Origin of the sequence: Paenibacillus pinistramenti (assembly GCF_005869875.1) — a bacterium.
Taxonomy (GTDB): domain Bacteria; phylum Bacillota; class Bacilli; order Paenibacillales; family Paenibacillaceae; genus Fontibacillus; species Fontibacillus pinistramenti.
The window spans coordinates 246,502-260,561 of the sequence record NZ_VAWG01000001.1; the positions used below are offsets into that span (position 1 = coordinate 246,502).

12 protein-coding genes are annotated in these 14,060 nt (G+C 54.2%); 1 reads left to right on the forward strand and 11 read right to left on the reverse strand.

Features of this window, described 5'->3' with window-relative positions:
* Positions 1–8: 8 nt before the first annotated feature.
* The 5 genes from remA to FCN15_RS01200 all read right to left on the reverse strand — a co-directional run bounded on the left by remA (position 9) and on the right by FCN15_RS01200 (position 7,061).
* Positions 9–269: an extracellular matrix/biofilm regulator RemA gene (gene remA, locus FCN15_RS01180; protein ID WP_005548256.1), complete on the reverse strand. Its 261-nt coding sequence runs from the start codon at positions 267–269 to the stop codon at positions 9–11.
* A gap of 41 nt (positions 270–310) precedes the next feature.
* Complete coding sequence (locus tag FCN15_RS01185) at positions 311–1,204, reverse strand: YicC/YloC family endoribonuclease (RefSeq protein ID WP_138493116.1); 894 nt, start codon at positions 1,202–1,204, stop codon at positions 311–313.
* A gap of 35 nt (positions 1,205–1,239) precedes the next feature.
* A complete protein-coding gene (locus FCN15_RS01190) occupies positions 1,240–3,135 on the reverse strand; it encodes a bifunctional homocysteine S-methyltransferase/methylenetetrahydrofolate reductase (RefSeq protein WP_138493117.1) in 1,896 nt (631 codons plus the stop codon).
* Between the two features lie 175 nt (positions 3,136–3,310).
* Positions 3,311–4,147, reverse strand: a complete 837-nt coding sequence (gene dapF, locus FCN15_RS01195) for a diaminopimelate epimerase (protein ID WP_138493411.1) — start codon at positions 4,145–4,147, stop codon at positions 3,311–3,313.
* 112 nt (positions 4,148–4,259) lie between these two features.
* Complete coding sequence (locus tag FCN15_RS01200) at positions 4,260–7,061, reverse strand: calcium-translocating P-type ATPase, SERCA-type (RefSeq protein WP_138493118.1); 2,802 nt, start codon at positions 7,059–7,061, stop codon at positions 4,260–4,262.
* A gap of 174 nt (positions 7,062–7,235) precedes the next feature.
* Here FCN15_RS01200 and FCN15_RS01205 point away from each other — a divergent pair, with 174 nt between their 5' ends.
* Positions 7,236–8,993, forward strand: a complete 1,758-nt coding sequence (locus FCN15_RS01205) for an Rqc2 family fibronectin-binding protein (RefSeq protein WP_138493119.1) — start codon at positions 7,236–7,238, stop codon at positions 8,991–8,993.
* Between the two features lie 83 nt (positions 8,994–9,076).
* Here FCN15_RS01205 and FCN15_RS01210 read toward each other — a convergent pair whose 3' ends face one another.
* The 6 genes from FCN15_RS01210 to FCN15_RS01235 all read right to left on the reverse strand — a co-directional run bounded on the left by FCN15_RS01210 (position 9,077) and on the right by FCN15_RS01235 (position 14,026).
* Entirely contained in the window at positions 9,077–10,810 is a 1,734-nt protein-coding gene (locus tag FCN15_RS01210) for a bifunctional diguanylate cyclase/phosphodiesterase (RefSeq protein ID WP_238996451.1), read from the reverse strand.
* Between the two features lie 2 nt (positions 10,811–10,812).
* A complete protein-coding gene (locus tag FCN15_RS01215) occupies positions 10,813–11,658 on the reverse strand; it encodes a PHP domain-containing protein (protein ID WP_138493120.1) in 846 nt (281 codons plus the stop codon).
* Positions 11,655–12,569, reverse strand: a complete 915-nt coding sequence (locus FCN15_RS01220) for a selenium metabolism-associated LysR family transcriptional regulator (RefSeq protein ID WP_138493121.1) — start codon at positions 12,567–12,569, stop codon at positions 11,655–11,657. The genes FCN15_RS01215 and FCN15_RS01220 overlap by 4 nt, the downstream gene beginning before the upstream one ends.
* Positions 12,570–12,666: 97 nt before the next feature.
* Entirely contained in the window at positions 12,667–13,104 is a 438-nt protein-coding gene (locus tag FCN15_RS01225) for a hypothetical protein (protein WP_138493413.1), read from the reverse strand.
* 178 nt (positions 13,105–13,282) lie between these two features.
* The gene (locus FCN15_RS01230; protein WP_138493122.1) at positions 13,283–13,546 is read right to left on the reverse strand and encodes a YlbG family protein; all 264 of its coding nucleotides are present in this window, start codon (positions 13,544–13,546) and stop codon (positions 13,283–13,285) included.
* 42 nt (positions 13,547–13,588) lie between these two features.
* Positions 13,589–14,026, reverse strand: coding sequence for a YlbF/YmcA family competence regulator (locus FCN15_RS01235; RefSeq protein WP_138493123.1), 438 nt, complete (start codon positions 14,024–14,026; stop codon positions 13,589–13,591).
* Positions 14,027–14,060 lie beyond the last annotated feature (34 nt).

Genomic DNA, 14,060 nt, shown 5'->3' on the forward strand with positions numbered 1-14,060 from the left:
TCTCCATTTTACTCATCATTGTCATCATCTTTGGTGGAAAGACGATGCGCCACCGTCTCAGGCTGAACAGCCGACAAAATGACGTGGTCGCTGTCTGTAATAATTACTGCCCGCGTTCTGCGTCCGTATGTAGCATCAATTAACATATGCCGGTCTCTTGCTTCCTGAATGATCCGTTTGATCGGTGCAGATTCGGGACTTACGATGGAAATGATCCGATTGGCTGATACGATATTACCGAAGCCAATATTAATAAGTTTGATTGCCATGTAAAGGTTGTTCCCCCTAATTTAATGCTGCGAGCTGAAAGCTACTCCAAATTCGCCGCTTGTTCGCGAATCTTCTCAAGCTCGGCTTTCATCTCCACAACAAGGTTAACGATTGCCAGATGATTCGCTTTGGAGCCAATCGTATTCACTTCCCGGTTCATTTCCTGGATAAGGAAGTCCAATTTTCTTCCTGCAGGTTCGCTGCCGGAGAGCAGGTTCCTGCATTGAGCCAAATGGCTGCTAAGCCTTGTCAATTCTTCGTCGATGTTGGATTTGTCTGCAAAAATGGCAACCTCCATGCTGAACCTCTGCTCATCGAAGGAGCCGTCCAGCAGCTCGGCAAGCCGGCTTCTGAGCCGGCTGCGGTATTCCTCCACCACACCCGGTGCTAACCGGACAAGCTCGGCATGAAGCGTCCCAAGCCGTTCAAACCGCTGGGACAAATCTTCCGAGAGATGGGTTCCTTCCTGCAGCCGCATCCTGGAAAGGCCGTCAAGCGCTTGTCCAAGTGCTTGACGAAGAACGGCTCCCCATTCCTCCTGACTGGCGGTGTCCTCCTTCGCCAAGTCGTGGCCGGCAGGGGTCATAACGCCGGGTAAAGTCAAAAGCTGGGCAGCCGTCGGCATGCCCTCTATTCCGAAAGCATCCATTAATTCCTTAGCGGAATATAGATAATCCCGGGCCGCAGAAAGATTGAGCTTCTGTGAAGCGAAGCCCGGATCTTCCCTCTCTTTGCTAATATATACATCAATCCTGCCCCGTTTGATCTGGCTCTGCACCAACCGCCGCAAGGCGTCTTCAAAGCTTGTCCATTCCCTTGGCATGCGGAACGCAATTTCACAGTACCGATGGTTCACAGACTTGACCTCGCATTGAATGACGAAGCCGTCAAAACGCAGGGTGGATTGACCGAATCCGGTCATACTAAATGACATCGGCATCACATCCGTTACACTATTGTAATTGAAAATCAGGAGTGAAACAAGTGGGCCGCGCCCTCTTTCGACTTCTTCTGCACGTATTTCGCCAAGGCCACGCTCATTTCATAGAAGAGAAACGGCGTCATCAGATAGATGCCGTTAAAATGCTGCATCGCTCCATCAAGCAGCTCCTTTGCAATTTCCGTTCCTTCCAGCCGCCCCTGCTCTCCGGACAGGCCGCTCATCCGCGAGCGGATCTGCTCCGGCAGCTCGATGCCGGGAACCTCGTTATGCAGATAATCCGCGTTCTTGCCGCTGGCAAGCGGCATGATGCCGATAAAGATCGGAATGTCCAGATGCGCTGTCGCTTCCTTGATGCGGACAATCAGATCCGGGTCATACACCGGCTGGGTCATAATATAATCCGCGCCGGAAGCAATCTTCTTCTCCAGGCGCTGGACCGCTTTGTCCAAATGCTTGACGTTCGGGTTAAACGCTGCGCCAACAACAAATTTAGCCTTATGCTTCAGGGGCTTGCCGGAAAAAGCGATCCCTTCGTTCAGCTGCTTGATCATCTTGATGATCTGGAACGAAGTCAGGTCGTACACGGAGCTGGCGTCAGGCAGATCGCCAAAGCGCGACGGATCGCCCGTCACCGCCAGCACATGGTTGATGCCGAGGGCATCAAACCCCATCATATGCGACTGGGTTCCGATCAGGTTGCGGTCCCGGCAGGCAATGTGAGCAAGCGTCCGAAGCCCGAAGCGCTCCTGGACGAGATGCCCGAGCGCCATGTTGCTCATCCGGGCAACAGCAAGGGAATTGTCGGCCATCGTGACGGCGTCCACGCCGGCTTCCTTTAAAGCAGCCGCCCCTTCCATAAATTTGGTAATATCCAAATCCCGGGGCGGATCCAGCTCAACAATCAGCGTGTGGCGCTGTTTAACCAGATCTACAAGCGTCGGAGCCGCAGCCCCGTCCGGCCGGACCTCTGTATGCTCCTCTTCTTTGCCGGCCGGCCTGCCGATAAGGGAAAGGGATTCCCGCGCAAGCTTCGGCTCCGGGGACAGCGGACGGGGCTTGTATCCCGCGAGGGACTTGGCCATCGCAGTAATATGCTCCGGTGTCGTTCCGCAGCAGCCGCCGATCAGACGGACACCTGCATCTGCGAAGTCCCTGGCGCGATCCCCGAAATAAGCAGGCGTCGCACGGTATACATACTTGCCATCCACAAAGCTCGCCAAACCTGCGTTAGGATAAACGGACATCGGAATTTCAAGCGGAAGCGGCAGCTGGTTCTGAATAACGCTCATAATGCCCTGCGGGCCGGAGTGGCAGTTGAAGCCGGCCACGTCCACGCCTTCCTGCTTCAGCATGCTGAAAGCGTCGGTTATGGCATAGCCGTCGAGCGTGCGGCCGACCTGATCGACCGCGAACTGGGAGATGACCGGAACGCCGCTGCGTTCCCGGACGCTTTTTACAGCAATCTCCATTTCCTCCAGATCAAAAAAAGTCTCCAGCAGAATCCCGTCCACGCCTTCCTCCAGCAGCGCGTCGATCTGCTCTCCAAAATACCGGGTCAGCTCTTTGGTGGATACGCTGATCCGGCGTCCGCTGCGGATTGAGCCTACTGCCCCGAGCACATACGCGGAAGAGCCTGCCGCTTCTCTGGCGATCCGGACTCCGGCCCGGTTGATTTCGGCGGTTTTGGCTTCGAGCCCGAATCTTGACAATTTATAGGCATTCGCGGAGAACGTGTTGGTTTCAATCACATCAGCTCCCGCGCGGATGTATTCGCTGTGAATATCACGGATTGCATCCGGCGAGATCAAATTTAATTCGTCATAAGATATGCCGACAGGATGACCCAGCTGGGACAGATAAGTCCCCATTGCTCCATCGCCGATCAAAACATTGGTTAACATCGCCTTGCGAAGATCAGTCATAAGCTCTCCCTCTTTCTTCCGGGCTCAAATTTTATTTAATGTAACATAAATTCGATTGAAAAATAAGACTTAAAGTAAAGAAAGACGGCCGTGCAGGGACACCTTCCCTGACACGGCCGCTTTTGATTTGTTCAACCCGGTTCTACTCCACCTCAACCGGCTGTCCAGCCTCTCCTCACAGCTCCAGAACGCCGCGGTACACCGTTTCAGCCGGGCCGGTCATGTAGACGTGATTGTCTTCGGCGCTCCATTCAATGAACAGATCGCCTCCGGCAAGGCCAACCCAGGCGCTCCGCCCCGTAAGTCCGTTCAGCACGGACGAGACCAGCGTCGCGCATGCGCCGGTGCCGCAGGCCAAGGTTGGACCTGCCCCGCGCTCCCAGACGCGCATTTCAATGCGCTCCGGGCCGGATACCGTCGCAAATTCCACATTAGTTTTGCGCGGAAACAGCGGATGCGACTCCAGCTTCGGCCCCCAGGTCCGAAAATCGTAGGATGGGGCGTCCTCCACATAGATCACCGCATGCGGATTTCCCATGGAAACGCCGGTAAACCGGAAGGTCTCGCCATCCACTTCGATCGGACGATCAATGATTTCGGCTCCTTCCAGCGCAGTCGGAATTAACCGCCCTTCAAGGATCGGAGCTCCCATGTCTACTCTTACCGTTTTGACTTTGCCGCCCTCCACGCCAAGGTTCACCGGCTGGACGCCTGCACCAAGCGTTTCAATTGTAATCTCCGTACGGTCCGTATGACCGTGATCATAAACGTATTTGGCTGCGCAGCGGATCGCATTGCCGCACTGCTCCGCCTCGGTGCCGTCCGAATTGATAATCACCATGCGGAAATCGGCACGCTCCGATGGAAGTATAAACACCAGGCCATCGGCGCCGGCGCCGAAGTGCCTGTCGCAGTATTTGACCGCGAGCCCGGACACCTGGTCCGGGAGCTGCTTCAACCCGTAAAAGACGAGGAAGTCGTTGCCCAGTCCGTGCATTTTTGTGAATTCCAGTTTATTGGACTCCAGTTCCGTAAATTCCACCCGTTCCACTCCCCAAAGCATGTACTGTTATCCTCATTGTAACGAATAGTGTATGCTTTGCAAGCCCGGATGGCTATTCACTTTATGCACGAATATTTGTACTATTCACTGCTGCGGGACGGCCGTTTGGCCCTGCCGGACGGCGGCGCTTGCCGGACCAGACGCTGCCGGCGCCCATCAGGAAGGTTGGAATGCCTGCGGCGACAAAGGAAATCGCCCATTCGCGGAAGCCGAGCGGCACCGTTTTGAAGATCGGCTGCAAAGGCTCAATGTACATGACCGCAAGCGTCATAGCCACCGAGGACAATACGGCAAGAACAAGGAATTTGTTCTGCAGAATGTTGCGGTGGAAGATGGAACGGGAACTGCGGCAGTCAAAGACGTGGATCAGCTGGGCCATGACCAGGGTCACGAAAGCGACTGACTGAGCCTTCATCAGCTGCCCCGGATTGTCCGGCGAAATCTCCAGCGTCAGCCAGAAGGCGCCCAAGGTGCAGATGCCGATCAGCAGCCCGCGGCTGAGAATCTTCCAGCCGAGCCGGCGGGCGAAAATATTTTCCCTGGCACCGCGCGGTTTGTGCTCCATCAGATCCTTCTCAGGCTGGTCAACGCCGAGCGCCATCGCCGGAAGACCGTCTGTCACCAGGTTGACCCACAGAATCTGGATCGGCAGGAGGGGCAGCGGCAGCCCGGCCATCATGGCGAAGAACATCGTCAGAATCTCACCGACATTTGAGGCCAGCAGATAGCGGATAAATTTGCGGATATTTTCATAAATGTTGCGGCCTTCCTCAATCGCCGACACGATGGTCGAGAAGTTGTCATCGCTCAGGATCAGCGAGGAGGCTTCTTTGGATACGTCCGTGCCGGTGATGCCCATGGCAATACCGATGTCCGCCGCCTTGATGGCCGGCGCATCGTTAACGCCGTCGCCGGTCATGGCGACAACATGTCCCTTGCGCTGCAAGGACTTGACAATCCGCAGCTTGTGCTCGGGGGATACGCGCGAATATACATAAACATCATCACTCACCTGATCAAGCTCGTCGTCGCTCAGGCCGGACAGCTGCTGCCCGCTCATCACTCTGCCGCCGCGCGGGATGATGCCCAGCTCATGGGCAATGGCTTCAGCCGTCAGGCCGTGGTCGCCGGTAATCATGACCGTCTTGATACCCGCCTTCCGGCACGTGCCGATCGCTTCGCGCGCTTCCCGCCGCGGCGGATCGATCATGCCGGTCAAACCAACGAAGACCAGCTGGGCTTCCGCAGCTTCCTCGTCCTTGGCACTGTCATTCGAGCGAAGCTCGCGGTAGGCCAGACCCAGCACGCGCAGCGCGCCGCGGGCCATCTGTTCATTGGCCGCTGCTACCTTCTGGCGGAGCGTACCGGTCAAAGGAACGGCTTTGCCATCCCAGACGATGGAAGAGCAGCGGTCGAGCAGCATGTCCGGAGCGCCTTTGACGAACAAGAGACGCGCGCCTTGATGCGAGACGACGACAGACATCCGCTTCCGTTTGGCATCAAACGGAAATTCTTTTTCCTTCGAGTAGACAGAAGCCAGCGCAGCCGGGGAATGGCCCATTTTGGAAGCCAGGGCCACCAAAGCGCCTTCCGTAGGATCACCCTTCAGCACCCATCTGGGTTCACGTTCTTCGCCTGCAGAACGTTTCCTGCCATGCTCCTCTTCTTCACTGACTTCGAGAATTTCCGCATTGCTGCACAAAGCGCTGATCTGCAGCAGCCGGCTGAGTCCCTGCTCCTTCCGGAGATCCACCGGACGGCTGTTGTCCCAAATATCGCCATGCGGAGCGTAGCCTTCACCGGTCACTTTAAACTCCCGGCCTTCCGCCCAGACTTTAGTGACCGTCATCTTGTTCTGGGTCAGCGTTCCCGTCTTGTCCGAGCAGATGACGGATGCGCAGCCCAAGGTCTCTACCGAAGGCAGCTTGCGCACGATCGCTTTCCGTTTGATCATCCGCTGCACGCCAAGCGCCAGCGCAATCGTAACAATCGCAGGCAGTCCTTCCGGAATGGCTGCAACCGCCAGGCTGACCCCGGCAAAGAACATATTCCCGGCCGGCTGTCCATGCAGGATACCCGCCAGTACAACGACAATTGTCAGAACCAGGGCAACAACGATCAGGATTTTGCCAAGCTGCTCAAGCCGGCGCTGCAGCGGGGTCTCCTGAGCCTCCGTATTTTGAATCAGATCGGCAATCTTCCCCATCTCCGTGTCCATGCCGGTGCGGATGACGATGCCCCTGCCGCTTCCGCGGGTCACCATGGTGCCCATGAAGCCGATATTTTTCTGGTCGCCCAGCGGAACGTCATCCTCAGGTATGGCCTGCGCAAATTTGGCTACCGGGTGGGACTCGCCTGTTAAAGCAGATTCCTCAACATCGCAGCCTGTGGTTGCGAGCCAGCGGATATCCGCCGGGATGCGGTCTCCGCTTTCCAGCATGACAATGTCCCCCGGGACAATTTCCCTGGCCGGAAGGATGACCTCTTTCCCGCCGCGCAGCACTTTGGCATGGGGAGCCGAGAGCTGCTTCAGCGCCCGCAGCGAGCGTTCTGCCCGAAACTCCTGAATAAAGCCCAAAAATCCATTCAGCACAATGATCGCTACAATGGTAATGGCATCCAGATATTCGCCAAGCAGGCCCGAAATGAGCGTAGCCCCCATCAGCACAAGCATCATGAAGTCCTTGAACTGGTTTAAGAATAAAATAACCGGCGAAACCTTCTTGGCTTCCGCAAGCTCATTCCAGCCGGCCGTCTCCCGCCACTTGTCCGCCTCCTCGGGCGACAGCCCCTGATCCCGCTTGACCTGAAACCATTCCAGCAGCTCTTTTGGTTCAAGGCGGTGCCAACGATTTTGTTCCATGCTCCTTCTTCCCTCCCGTAATTTCTGCGTTCTTGACCGCGTGAAGGCTTTTCCACCTAGGGTAAATGTATTCGGGCTAGTCCGGAAATAGCACAGGCACTTAAGTTTTTGCTCCAAGTATGGCATCATAAGGAAGGAACCTCTACTACGGACACATTAGGAGAATTACTTATTATGGCACTCGACGGTATTGTAACCCGCGCCATCGTGCATGAGCTTCAGGCCTGCATCGGCGCACGGATTAATAAAATTCATCAACCCTCTGATCATGATATTATTATGAATTTAAGAACCCGCGGCGGAAACCAGCGGCTCCTGCTGTCGGCCAACCCGACCTATCCGCGGGTGCATTTTACCGAGGCTTCATTCCTGAATCCCCAGGAAGCGCCGATGTTCTGCATGCTGCTGCGCAAACACTGCGAAGGCGGCATTATTGAACAGGTGAGCCAGGTCGGGATGGAGCGGATCATTCACATCGACCTCAAACAGAGAGACGAACTGGGCGACACGTCGCAGAAGCGGATTGTCATTGAACTGATGGGGCGGCACAGCAACATCATTCTGCTTGATCCGGCCGCCGGCACCCAGCTGGACGGCATTCATCACGTCACCCCTGCGATCAGCGGCTACCGGGTTGTCATGCCCGGCTTCGCCTACACCGAGCCGCCTCGGCAGAACAAGGACAACCCGCTTGATGCGGATAAAGCGGCGTTTATGCAGCATCTGGGCAACGCGGAAGAGCCTGCGGCGCCAGGCTGGATCGTGGAAGCGTACAGCGGATTCAGCCCGCTGATTGCCCAGGAAGTGCTGAGCAGAGCGGCCCGGGCACGTCAGGCTGCGGCACAAGCTCAAGCGGATTTCGGGGAGAGCTTATGGGAAGCTTTTTCAACAATAATGGAGCAGGTCCGAAACGGCAGCTTCACACCGGTGACCGGGGATAACGCCAAAGGAAAAAGCATCTTCTCGGCGGTTGATCTGACGCTGATCCAGCCCGAGACGAAGAAGGTCTTTCCATCAATCAGCCTGTGCATGGAGGACTATTTCGGCGATAAAGCCGAGCGGGATACGGTGAAGCAGAAGGTCAGCGACCTGCTGCGGTTCCTGCAGAACGAGCGGAGCAAGAATATCAAGAAGCTGTCCAACCTGAAGAAGGATCAGGAGGAAGCCGATGATGCGGATAAGTATAGAATCTGGGGCGAGCTGCTGCTCCCGTCGCTCCATTTGCTCACTAAAGGCCAGACGGAAGTGGAGCTCGTCAACTATTACGACGAAGAGCAGGGAATGATCAGCATTCCGCTCGATCCGCTCCTGACGCCTTCCGAAAATGCCCAGCGCTATTTCAAGAAATACAACAAATTCAAGAACAGCCTGGCCGTTATCGAAGAGCAGCTCCAGAAGACCCATGAGGAGATTGCCTATCTTGATGAGCTGCTGCAGCAGCTTTCATTCGCCAGCATGAACGATATCGAGGAAATCCGGGAGGAGCTGACCGCGCAGGGATATCTTCGTGACAGAGGCAGAAAGAACGCCAAGAAGAAAAAGAAAGACAACCGCCCGACGCTGCACGCCTACACCTCATCGGAAGGCATTGAGCTGGTTGTCGGCAAGAACAACCTGCAGAACGAGTACATCACCAACCGGCTCGGCACTCCGAATGACACCTGGCTGCACACAAAGGACATTCCAGGCTCTCACGTGCTGATCCGCGCGCATTCCTTCTCGGACAAAACGCTGGAAGAAGCCGCCCAGCTCGCCGCCTATTTCAGCCAAGCCAAGGAATCCAGCAGCGTTCCGGTAGACTGCACGCTGATCCGTCATGTGCGCAAGCCAAGCGGCGCCAAGCCCGGCTTTGTGATTTACGATCATCAGCGCACCTTGTTTGTCACCCCTGATGAGCAGCTTGTCAAAGCCTTGCCTAATACGATCAAGTAAACTTTTCTGCAAAAAGCATAAGCCGCCGCGGCCGGATTCCCCGGTCAGCGGCGGCTTTATTGTTCAGTGGGGATAAAGCGCGGTCAAATCAGCGCCTGGCCCATGCTTTTTCTAAATAATTGCTCCATCGCCTCACGGTTCAGCGGACGGCTGTAGTAATAGCCCTGAATGAGGTCACAGCCGCTGGCAGCCAGGAACTCCAGCTGAGACTTGGACTCGACTCCTTCCGCCAGGACGGTCAGCCCAAACGATTTGCCGAGCTGGATGATGGAGACCAGGAGCGCACTGTCCTGCTTGGACATCGGCGTATCCTGAACAAAGGACTTATCAATTTTGAGGATGTCTATTGGAAGAGTTTTTAAATAATGAATGGAAGAGTACCCTGTGCCGAAATCGTCGATCGAAATCTTGATGCCCCTGCTTCTGAGCCGCTCCAGCTTCTCCTTAATCACCACAGGGTCGTTCAGCATGGTCTCTGTCACTTCAAGCTCCAGATATTTCGGCTCCAGGCCTGAAGAAACAAGCGCATGCTCTACCATATCTATGAAATGAGGGTGTTTAAACTGCGCTGCCGAAACATTGACCGACACCGGGATCTTCGGATAGCCTTCCTCCTGCCAAGCTTTGGCAAGCCGGCAGCTTTCGCTCAGAATCCATTCTCCCAGCCGGATAATAAATCCGTTCTCTTCGGCAATAGGAATAAAATCCATCGGCGGCACCAGCCCCTGCTCCGGATCGTTCCAGCGCAGCAGCACCTCAGCCCCTGCCAGAGGCATCTCGGGAGAACCCCCGCACTTCGGCTGAAAATATAATTCAAACTCTTCGTTCTCAAGCGCCTTCGGCAGCTTCTTCTCCATTTCGATCCGTTTATTGATCTGATCCAGCAGCGAAAAATGAAACCAGTAAGGCTCCCCTATGTTTTCCTGTTTGCACTTCTTCAAGGCAAGGTCTGCATGATTCAGCAGCTGGAAGCCTTCATTGCCGTGATCCGGATACATACTGATTCCGATGCTGTAGCTTAGACGAATCTCTTCGTTCTTGTAGTAATGAGGTTTATGAAGGGCATCGGCCAGCATCCGGGCAAGCATATGTATATGATAACGTGAGCATTTCTCCGGTTTGAGCAGCACAATAAAATCATCCGCAAAGCTCCGGCATAAAATGCCGTCCTTCCCTGCTGCCTGCTTCATCCGCTCGGCAGCTTCCAGCAGCAGGCTGTCGCCGACCTTATCGCCGTAGCTCTCATTGATGTAGCGGAAACGGTCAATATTCAGCCGGATTACCGCACACGGGATATCTTCCTGAAGCTGCTTCTCCAGCTCCGTTTTGAAATGGCTCATATTGAGAAGACCCGTAAGGGAATCGAAGAAAGCCAGCTGCCGGATTCGTCTGGAGGAATTCTCTTTCTCTTCCACCTCTTTAGTAATATCGAACTGCAGCCCGATAAAATACAACAGCTCGCCGGACTCCCCGAACACCGGGCTGATCGTAAGCTGGTTCCAGAAGGGAGTGCCATCCTTACGGTAATTCTTTAGAGTGACCGTTTCTGCACGGCGTTCTGTCTGTGCAAGCTTGATTTTCTTCAAATCTTCAGCACTCGTATCAGGACCCTGCAGGCAGCGGCAGTTGCGCATCAATACGTCTTCCGCCTCATACCCGGTCATTTCTTTAAAGCCCTGGTTGACGTAGATTACCGGATTATCCGGTAAATTGGGATTGGTAATGATCAAGCCTACGCCCATTCTTTCCATAGCCCGTATAAGCTCCGGCGCGGTGATGATAAACTCCGGTTGATCAAAACGCAAGCTTTCCTCCAAATTTACACCTCCTTCAGCTGACAGACCACCTGCATGGAAACCGTACGCCCGCCCAGGTCGCCATGAAAGGCCGAGCCGTTCCGTACACCATGGTAATCAGAACCACCGGTCGCAATAAGCCCGAAGCGTTCAGCCCATTCCCCATAACGCCGTTCATCCTCAGGCGAGTGGTCGGAATGATAAACCTCAATCCCGCCCGGTCTGCCGGATTCAATGAGTTTTAAGACCAGGTCGTCATTGCCGTATATACCAGGGTGGGCTATGACAGGAACGCCTCCCGCCTCGCGGATCCAGGCAAAAGCCTCCAGGGGCGAAATTCTTGCCGCAGGCGCATAGGCCGGCGCCCCTTCAGCCAAATAGCGGTTGAAAGCATCGCGGATATCCGCTGCATAACCCTTGGCTGCCATGGCGGCAGCAATGTGGGGGCGTCCCAGGCTTTCGCCTTCTTTAAGTTCCCTGCCAAGTTCATTTAAGACATCCTCCATCGTAAGGAGAACACCGAGCTGCTGCAGATTGGCCAGAATCGCTTCATTCCGTCTGCCGCGGGTTTCCCGAAGCCCCTGAAGCCGTTCCAGCAGCAGCGGATCGCGGTGGTTGATAAAATATCCGAGCACGTGTATTTCCGTATCCTCCGCCCGGGTGCTGATCTCCACGCCAGGAACGACAGTAATTCCCAGCTCTTCTCCAGCTGCAAGCGCCTCGTCAATGCCTGCTGCTGTGTCATGGTCGGTGATTGCAACCGCTGACAGCCCTTTTTCCCTGGCAATCCTCACATTATCACCGGGTGAATTCAGGCCGTCGGAAGCCGTCGTATGCGTATGCAGATCCGCCAGCCCCTGTTCATTCATAAATACTCCTCCCTTATTTTGGGCTGTTTAATAAAATTCAGAAAAGTCACTGCTGAAATCGGCAGGATCGTAGACTTCAAATGGATGGAGAAGAATCTGCGCTTGAACGAAGCATCCCGGATCTTGACAATGCGCAGCAAACCCAGGGCAACCTCGTGCTTGACGGAAGAGGGCGACAGCATCGTAATGCCGAATCCCGCTTCCACCGCAGACTTCACCGCTCCCGTACTGCCGAGCTCCATAACGACGTTCAAATCGCCCGGTTTCACGCCTCTGCGCTGCATTTCATCCTCCATAACCTGGCGGGTGCCTGAACCTTTCTCCCTCAGGACAAAAGGATGCTTAATCACGTTCTCCAAGTCAACGCTGTCAGCTTGCGCAAGCTCATGAGCAGCAGGCACGACAAGCTTCAGTTCATCTTCCATAACAGGCTCCATCTGAATATCCGGATGATCCACCGGAGCCTCGACCAGCCCGAAATTAAGCTGATGCTGCAAAATATATTCAACAATTTGCGAGGTATTCATCACCTTCAGCTTGATCTCAATATGAGGGTACTGATGGCCGAAAGGCCCGAGCAGCCGCGGCAGCACATATTCGCCGATAGTCAGGCTTGCGCCAAGCTGCAGCCTTCCCTCCAGCTGATGGGTGAACCGGGACATCGCTTCCTCCGTCTCCCGCATCAGCTCCAGGCTGCGGACGGCAAAGGGCAGCAGGACATGGCCGGCTTCAGTCAATTCAATTCTCTTGGTCGAACGGATAAACAGCTTGCAGCCAAAGTATTCTTCAAGAGACTGCATCTGCATCGTGACCGCAGGCTGAGTCATATGCAGCGACTGCGCGGCCGCAGAGAAGCTGCCCAGATTGGCGACGGTATAAAAAATATGCAGCTGATGGTAGTTAAGCGCCATCCGATCAAATCCTTCCTTCTTTGCCTGATTCACATTCCAGGACAACATATAAAAAGCATGCCCGGACCTTATCGGCGCATGCTGAATCATTCCTTTGCTATTTCCGTTTCCGGCTGTTCTTCAGCAGTCCCGTACGCCGGGTATGCCTCATCCAGGAATAATAGGTCTTTAAATCTCTCAGCTCCATCTTCTCCGATATCCGGCCAAGGAAGGTCACGAGGGTCATCTTATAAAGCGGATGTCCGAGGAGATCCGTTTCTCCGGCCAGCTCGCTGAATTCAGCCACAAACATCAGATCCTGGTCAATCAGGTATACATGCTCCTCATTTCGATGAACCTTGGTGATCCGCTTCTGCTTGAGACAGTCCCAGAGATAAGAAGCAACAGCATCAATCGAAGAGGAAGCCGGGTTGACCCGTTCCCTGTAACGGACCGCAGCGTGATGGGTAACAACGATATCAGCCACTTTGTAATCGCCGAGCATAATATAGAAAGATTCATACGAATTCCAGCGTTGTGCAGCTCTTTCCTTCATCGGTCCCGCCTCGCCTTGAATGATTGTAGATTCCTTATGCTTAATCCCGTTAAAAGGCTGAGTATTAATTCCCATAATAGTATAATATCCCGTTTTGATACGCAAGCACTATAAAAAAAAGGAGAAACAGCTTCCGCAGTTTCTCCTTCTCTCCAGCAAATATGCCTCTTCCAGAATACTAAAGACCGTAAAACTGGGTCTTGTCCGGCACATTCTTATTGTATTCCGTTTTGATTTCGTTGCGGTAAGATCTTTCGATCTTGCGGACATAGGACAGCTTGCGGACATTCTTCATGATATCCTCCGCCCGGTCCGCATTTACATACATGACCGCATAATGCATTCTTCGCGATAGATACAATACATTGCCGTATTTATCCAGATTTCTGGCCGCTTTCAAATCACTGACCCAAATAATATAGCCTTCCCGTTCCGGAAACATGTCCGCCGCTTCCCCGCTTTCTTGTTAAAAATATCCCCGGTCCTAGCCGCAGCCGCAGGAACCGCCGCTTCCGCAGCCGCCTTTCGGATTCGGGTCGTTGCTTGGCACCTTGATCTTCTGCGAGACGGAATAGGCAATGAGCTCTGACATCTCATGGAGTATGTCATCCAATTCCTTCTCGGCAAGCTTGAAGCGTCTTACAGCCTCAAATCCCTCCAGCTCCAGCTCCACTTCAGCTACTTTATCTTTGGCTTCGTGATAATTGGGGTGGAAATGCCCGAAACGCTGTGTCTCCTCAAAGAGCTCTTTCTTGGATGCAAGCTTGCGAACGCAGCTTTGAATTTCAGCGTCGTTATCTACAATCTGCTTCCAATATAAATAATCTGCCGCACAGACAGAATGGTTAATCATGTCGCCCAGCTCATAGGCGTATGTCAGCATTTGGGCCATATCGACCGTTCGCAATTCAGATACGCTCATGAATATTCATCTCTATTCCTGAAAGGATCCACCT

Excerpts from the sequence above, each read along its gene's own strand:
- FCN15_RS01190 (WP_138493117.1), bottom strand. The coding sequence starts at position 3,135 with ATGACTGATCTTCGCAAGGCGATGTTAACCAATGTTTTGATCGGCGAT.
- FCN15_RS01220 (WP_138493121.1), bottom strand. The coding sequence starts at position 12,569 with ATGGCGCTTAACTACCATCAGCTGCATATTTTTTATACCGTCGCCAAT.
- FCN15_RS01205 (WP_138493119.1), top strand. The coding sequence starts at position 7,236 with ATGGCACTCGACGGTATTGTAACCCGCGCCATCGTGCATGAGCTTCAG.
- remA (WP_005548256.1), bottom strand. The coding sequence starts at position 269 with ATGGCAATCAAACTTATTAATATTGGCTTCGGTAATATCGTATCAGCC.
- FCN15_RS01200 (WP_138493118.1), bottom strand. The coding sequence starts at position 7,061 with ATGGAACAAAATCGTTGGCACCGCCTTGAACCAAAAGAGCTGCTGGAA.
- FCN15_RS01215 (WP_138493120.1), bottom strand. The coding sequence starts at position 11,658 with ATGAATGAACAGGGGCTGGCGGATCTGCATACGCATACGACGGCTTCC.
- FCN15_RS01235 (WP_138493123.1), bottom strand. The coding sequence starts at position 14,026 with ATGAGCGTATCTGAATTGCGAACGGTCGATATGGCCCAAATGCTGACA.
- FCN15_RS01230 (WP_138493122.1), bottom strand. The coding sequence starts at position 13,546 with ATGTTTCCGGAACGGGAAGGCTATATTATTTGGGTCAGTGATTTGAAA.
- FCN15_RS01185 (WP_138493116.1), bottom strand. The coding sequence starts at position 1,204 with ATGTCATTTAGTATGACCGGATTCGGTCAATCCACCCTGCGTTTTGAC.
- FCN15_RS01225 (WP_138493413.1), bottom strand. The coding sequence starts at position 13,104 with ATGAAGGAAAGAGCTGCACAACGCTGGAATTCGTATGAATCTTTCTAT.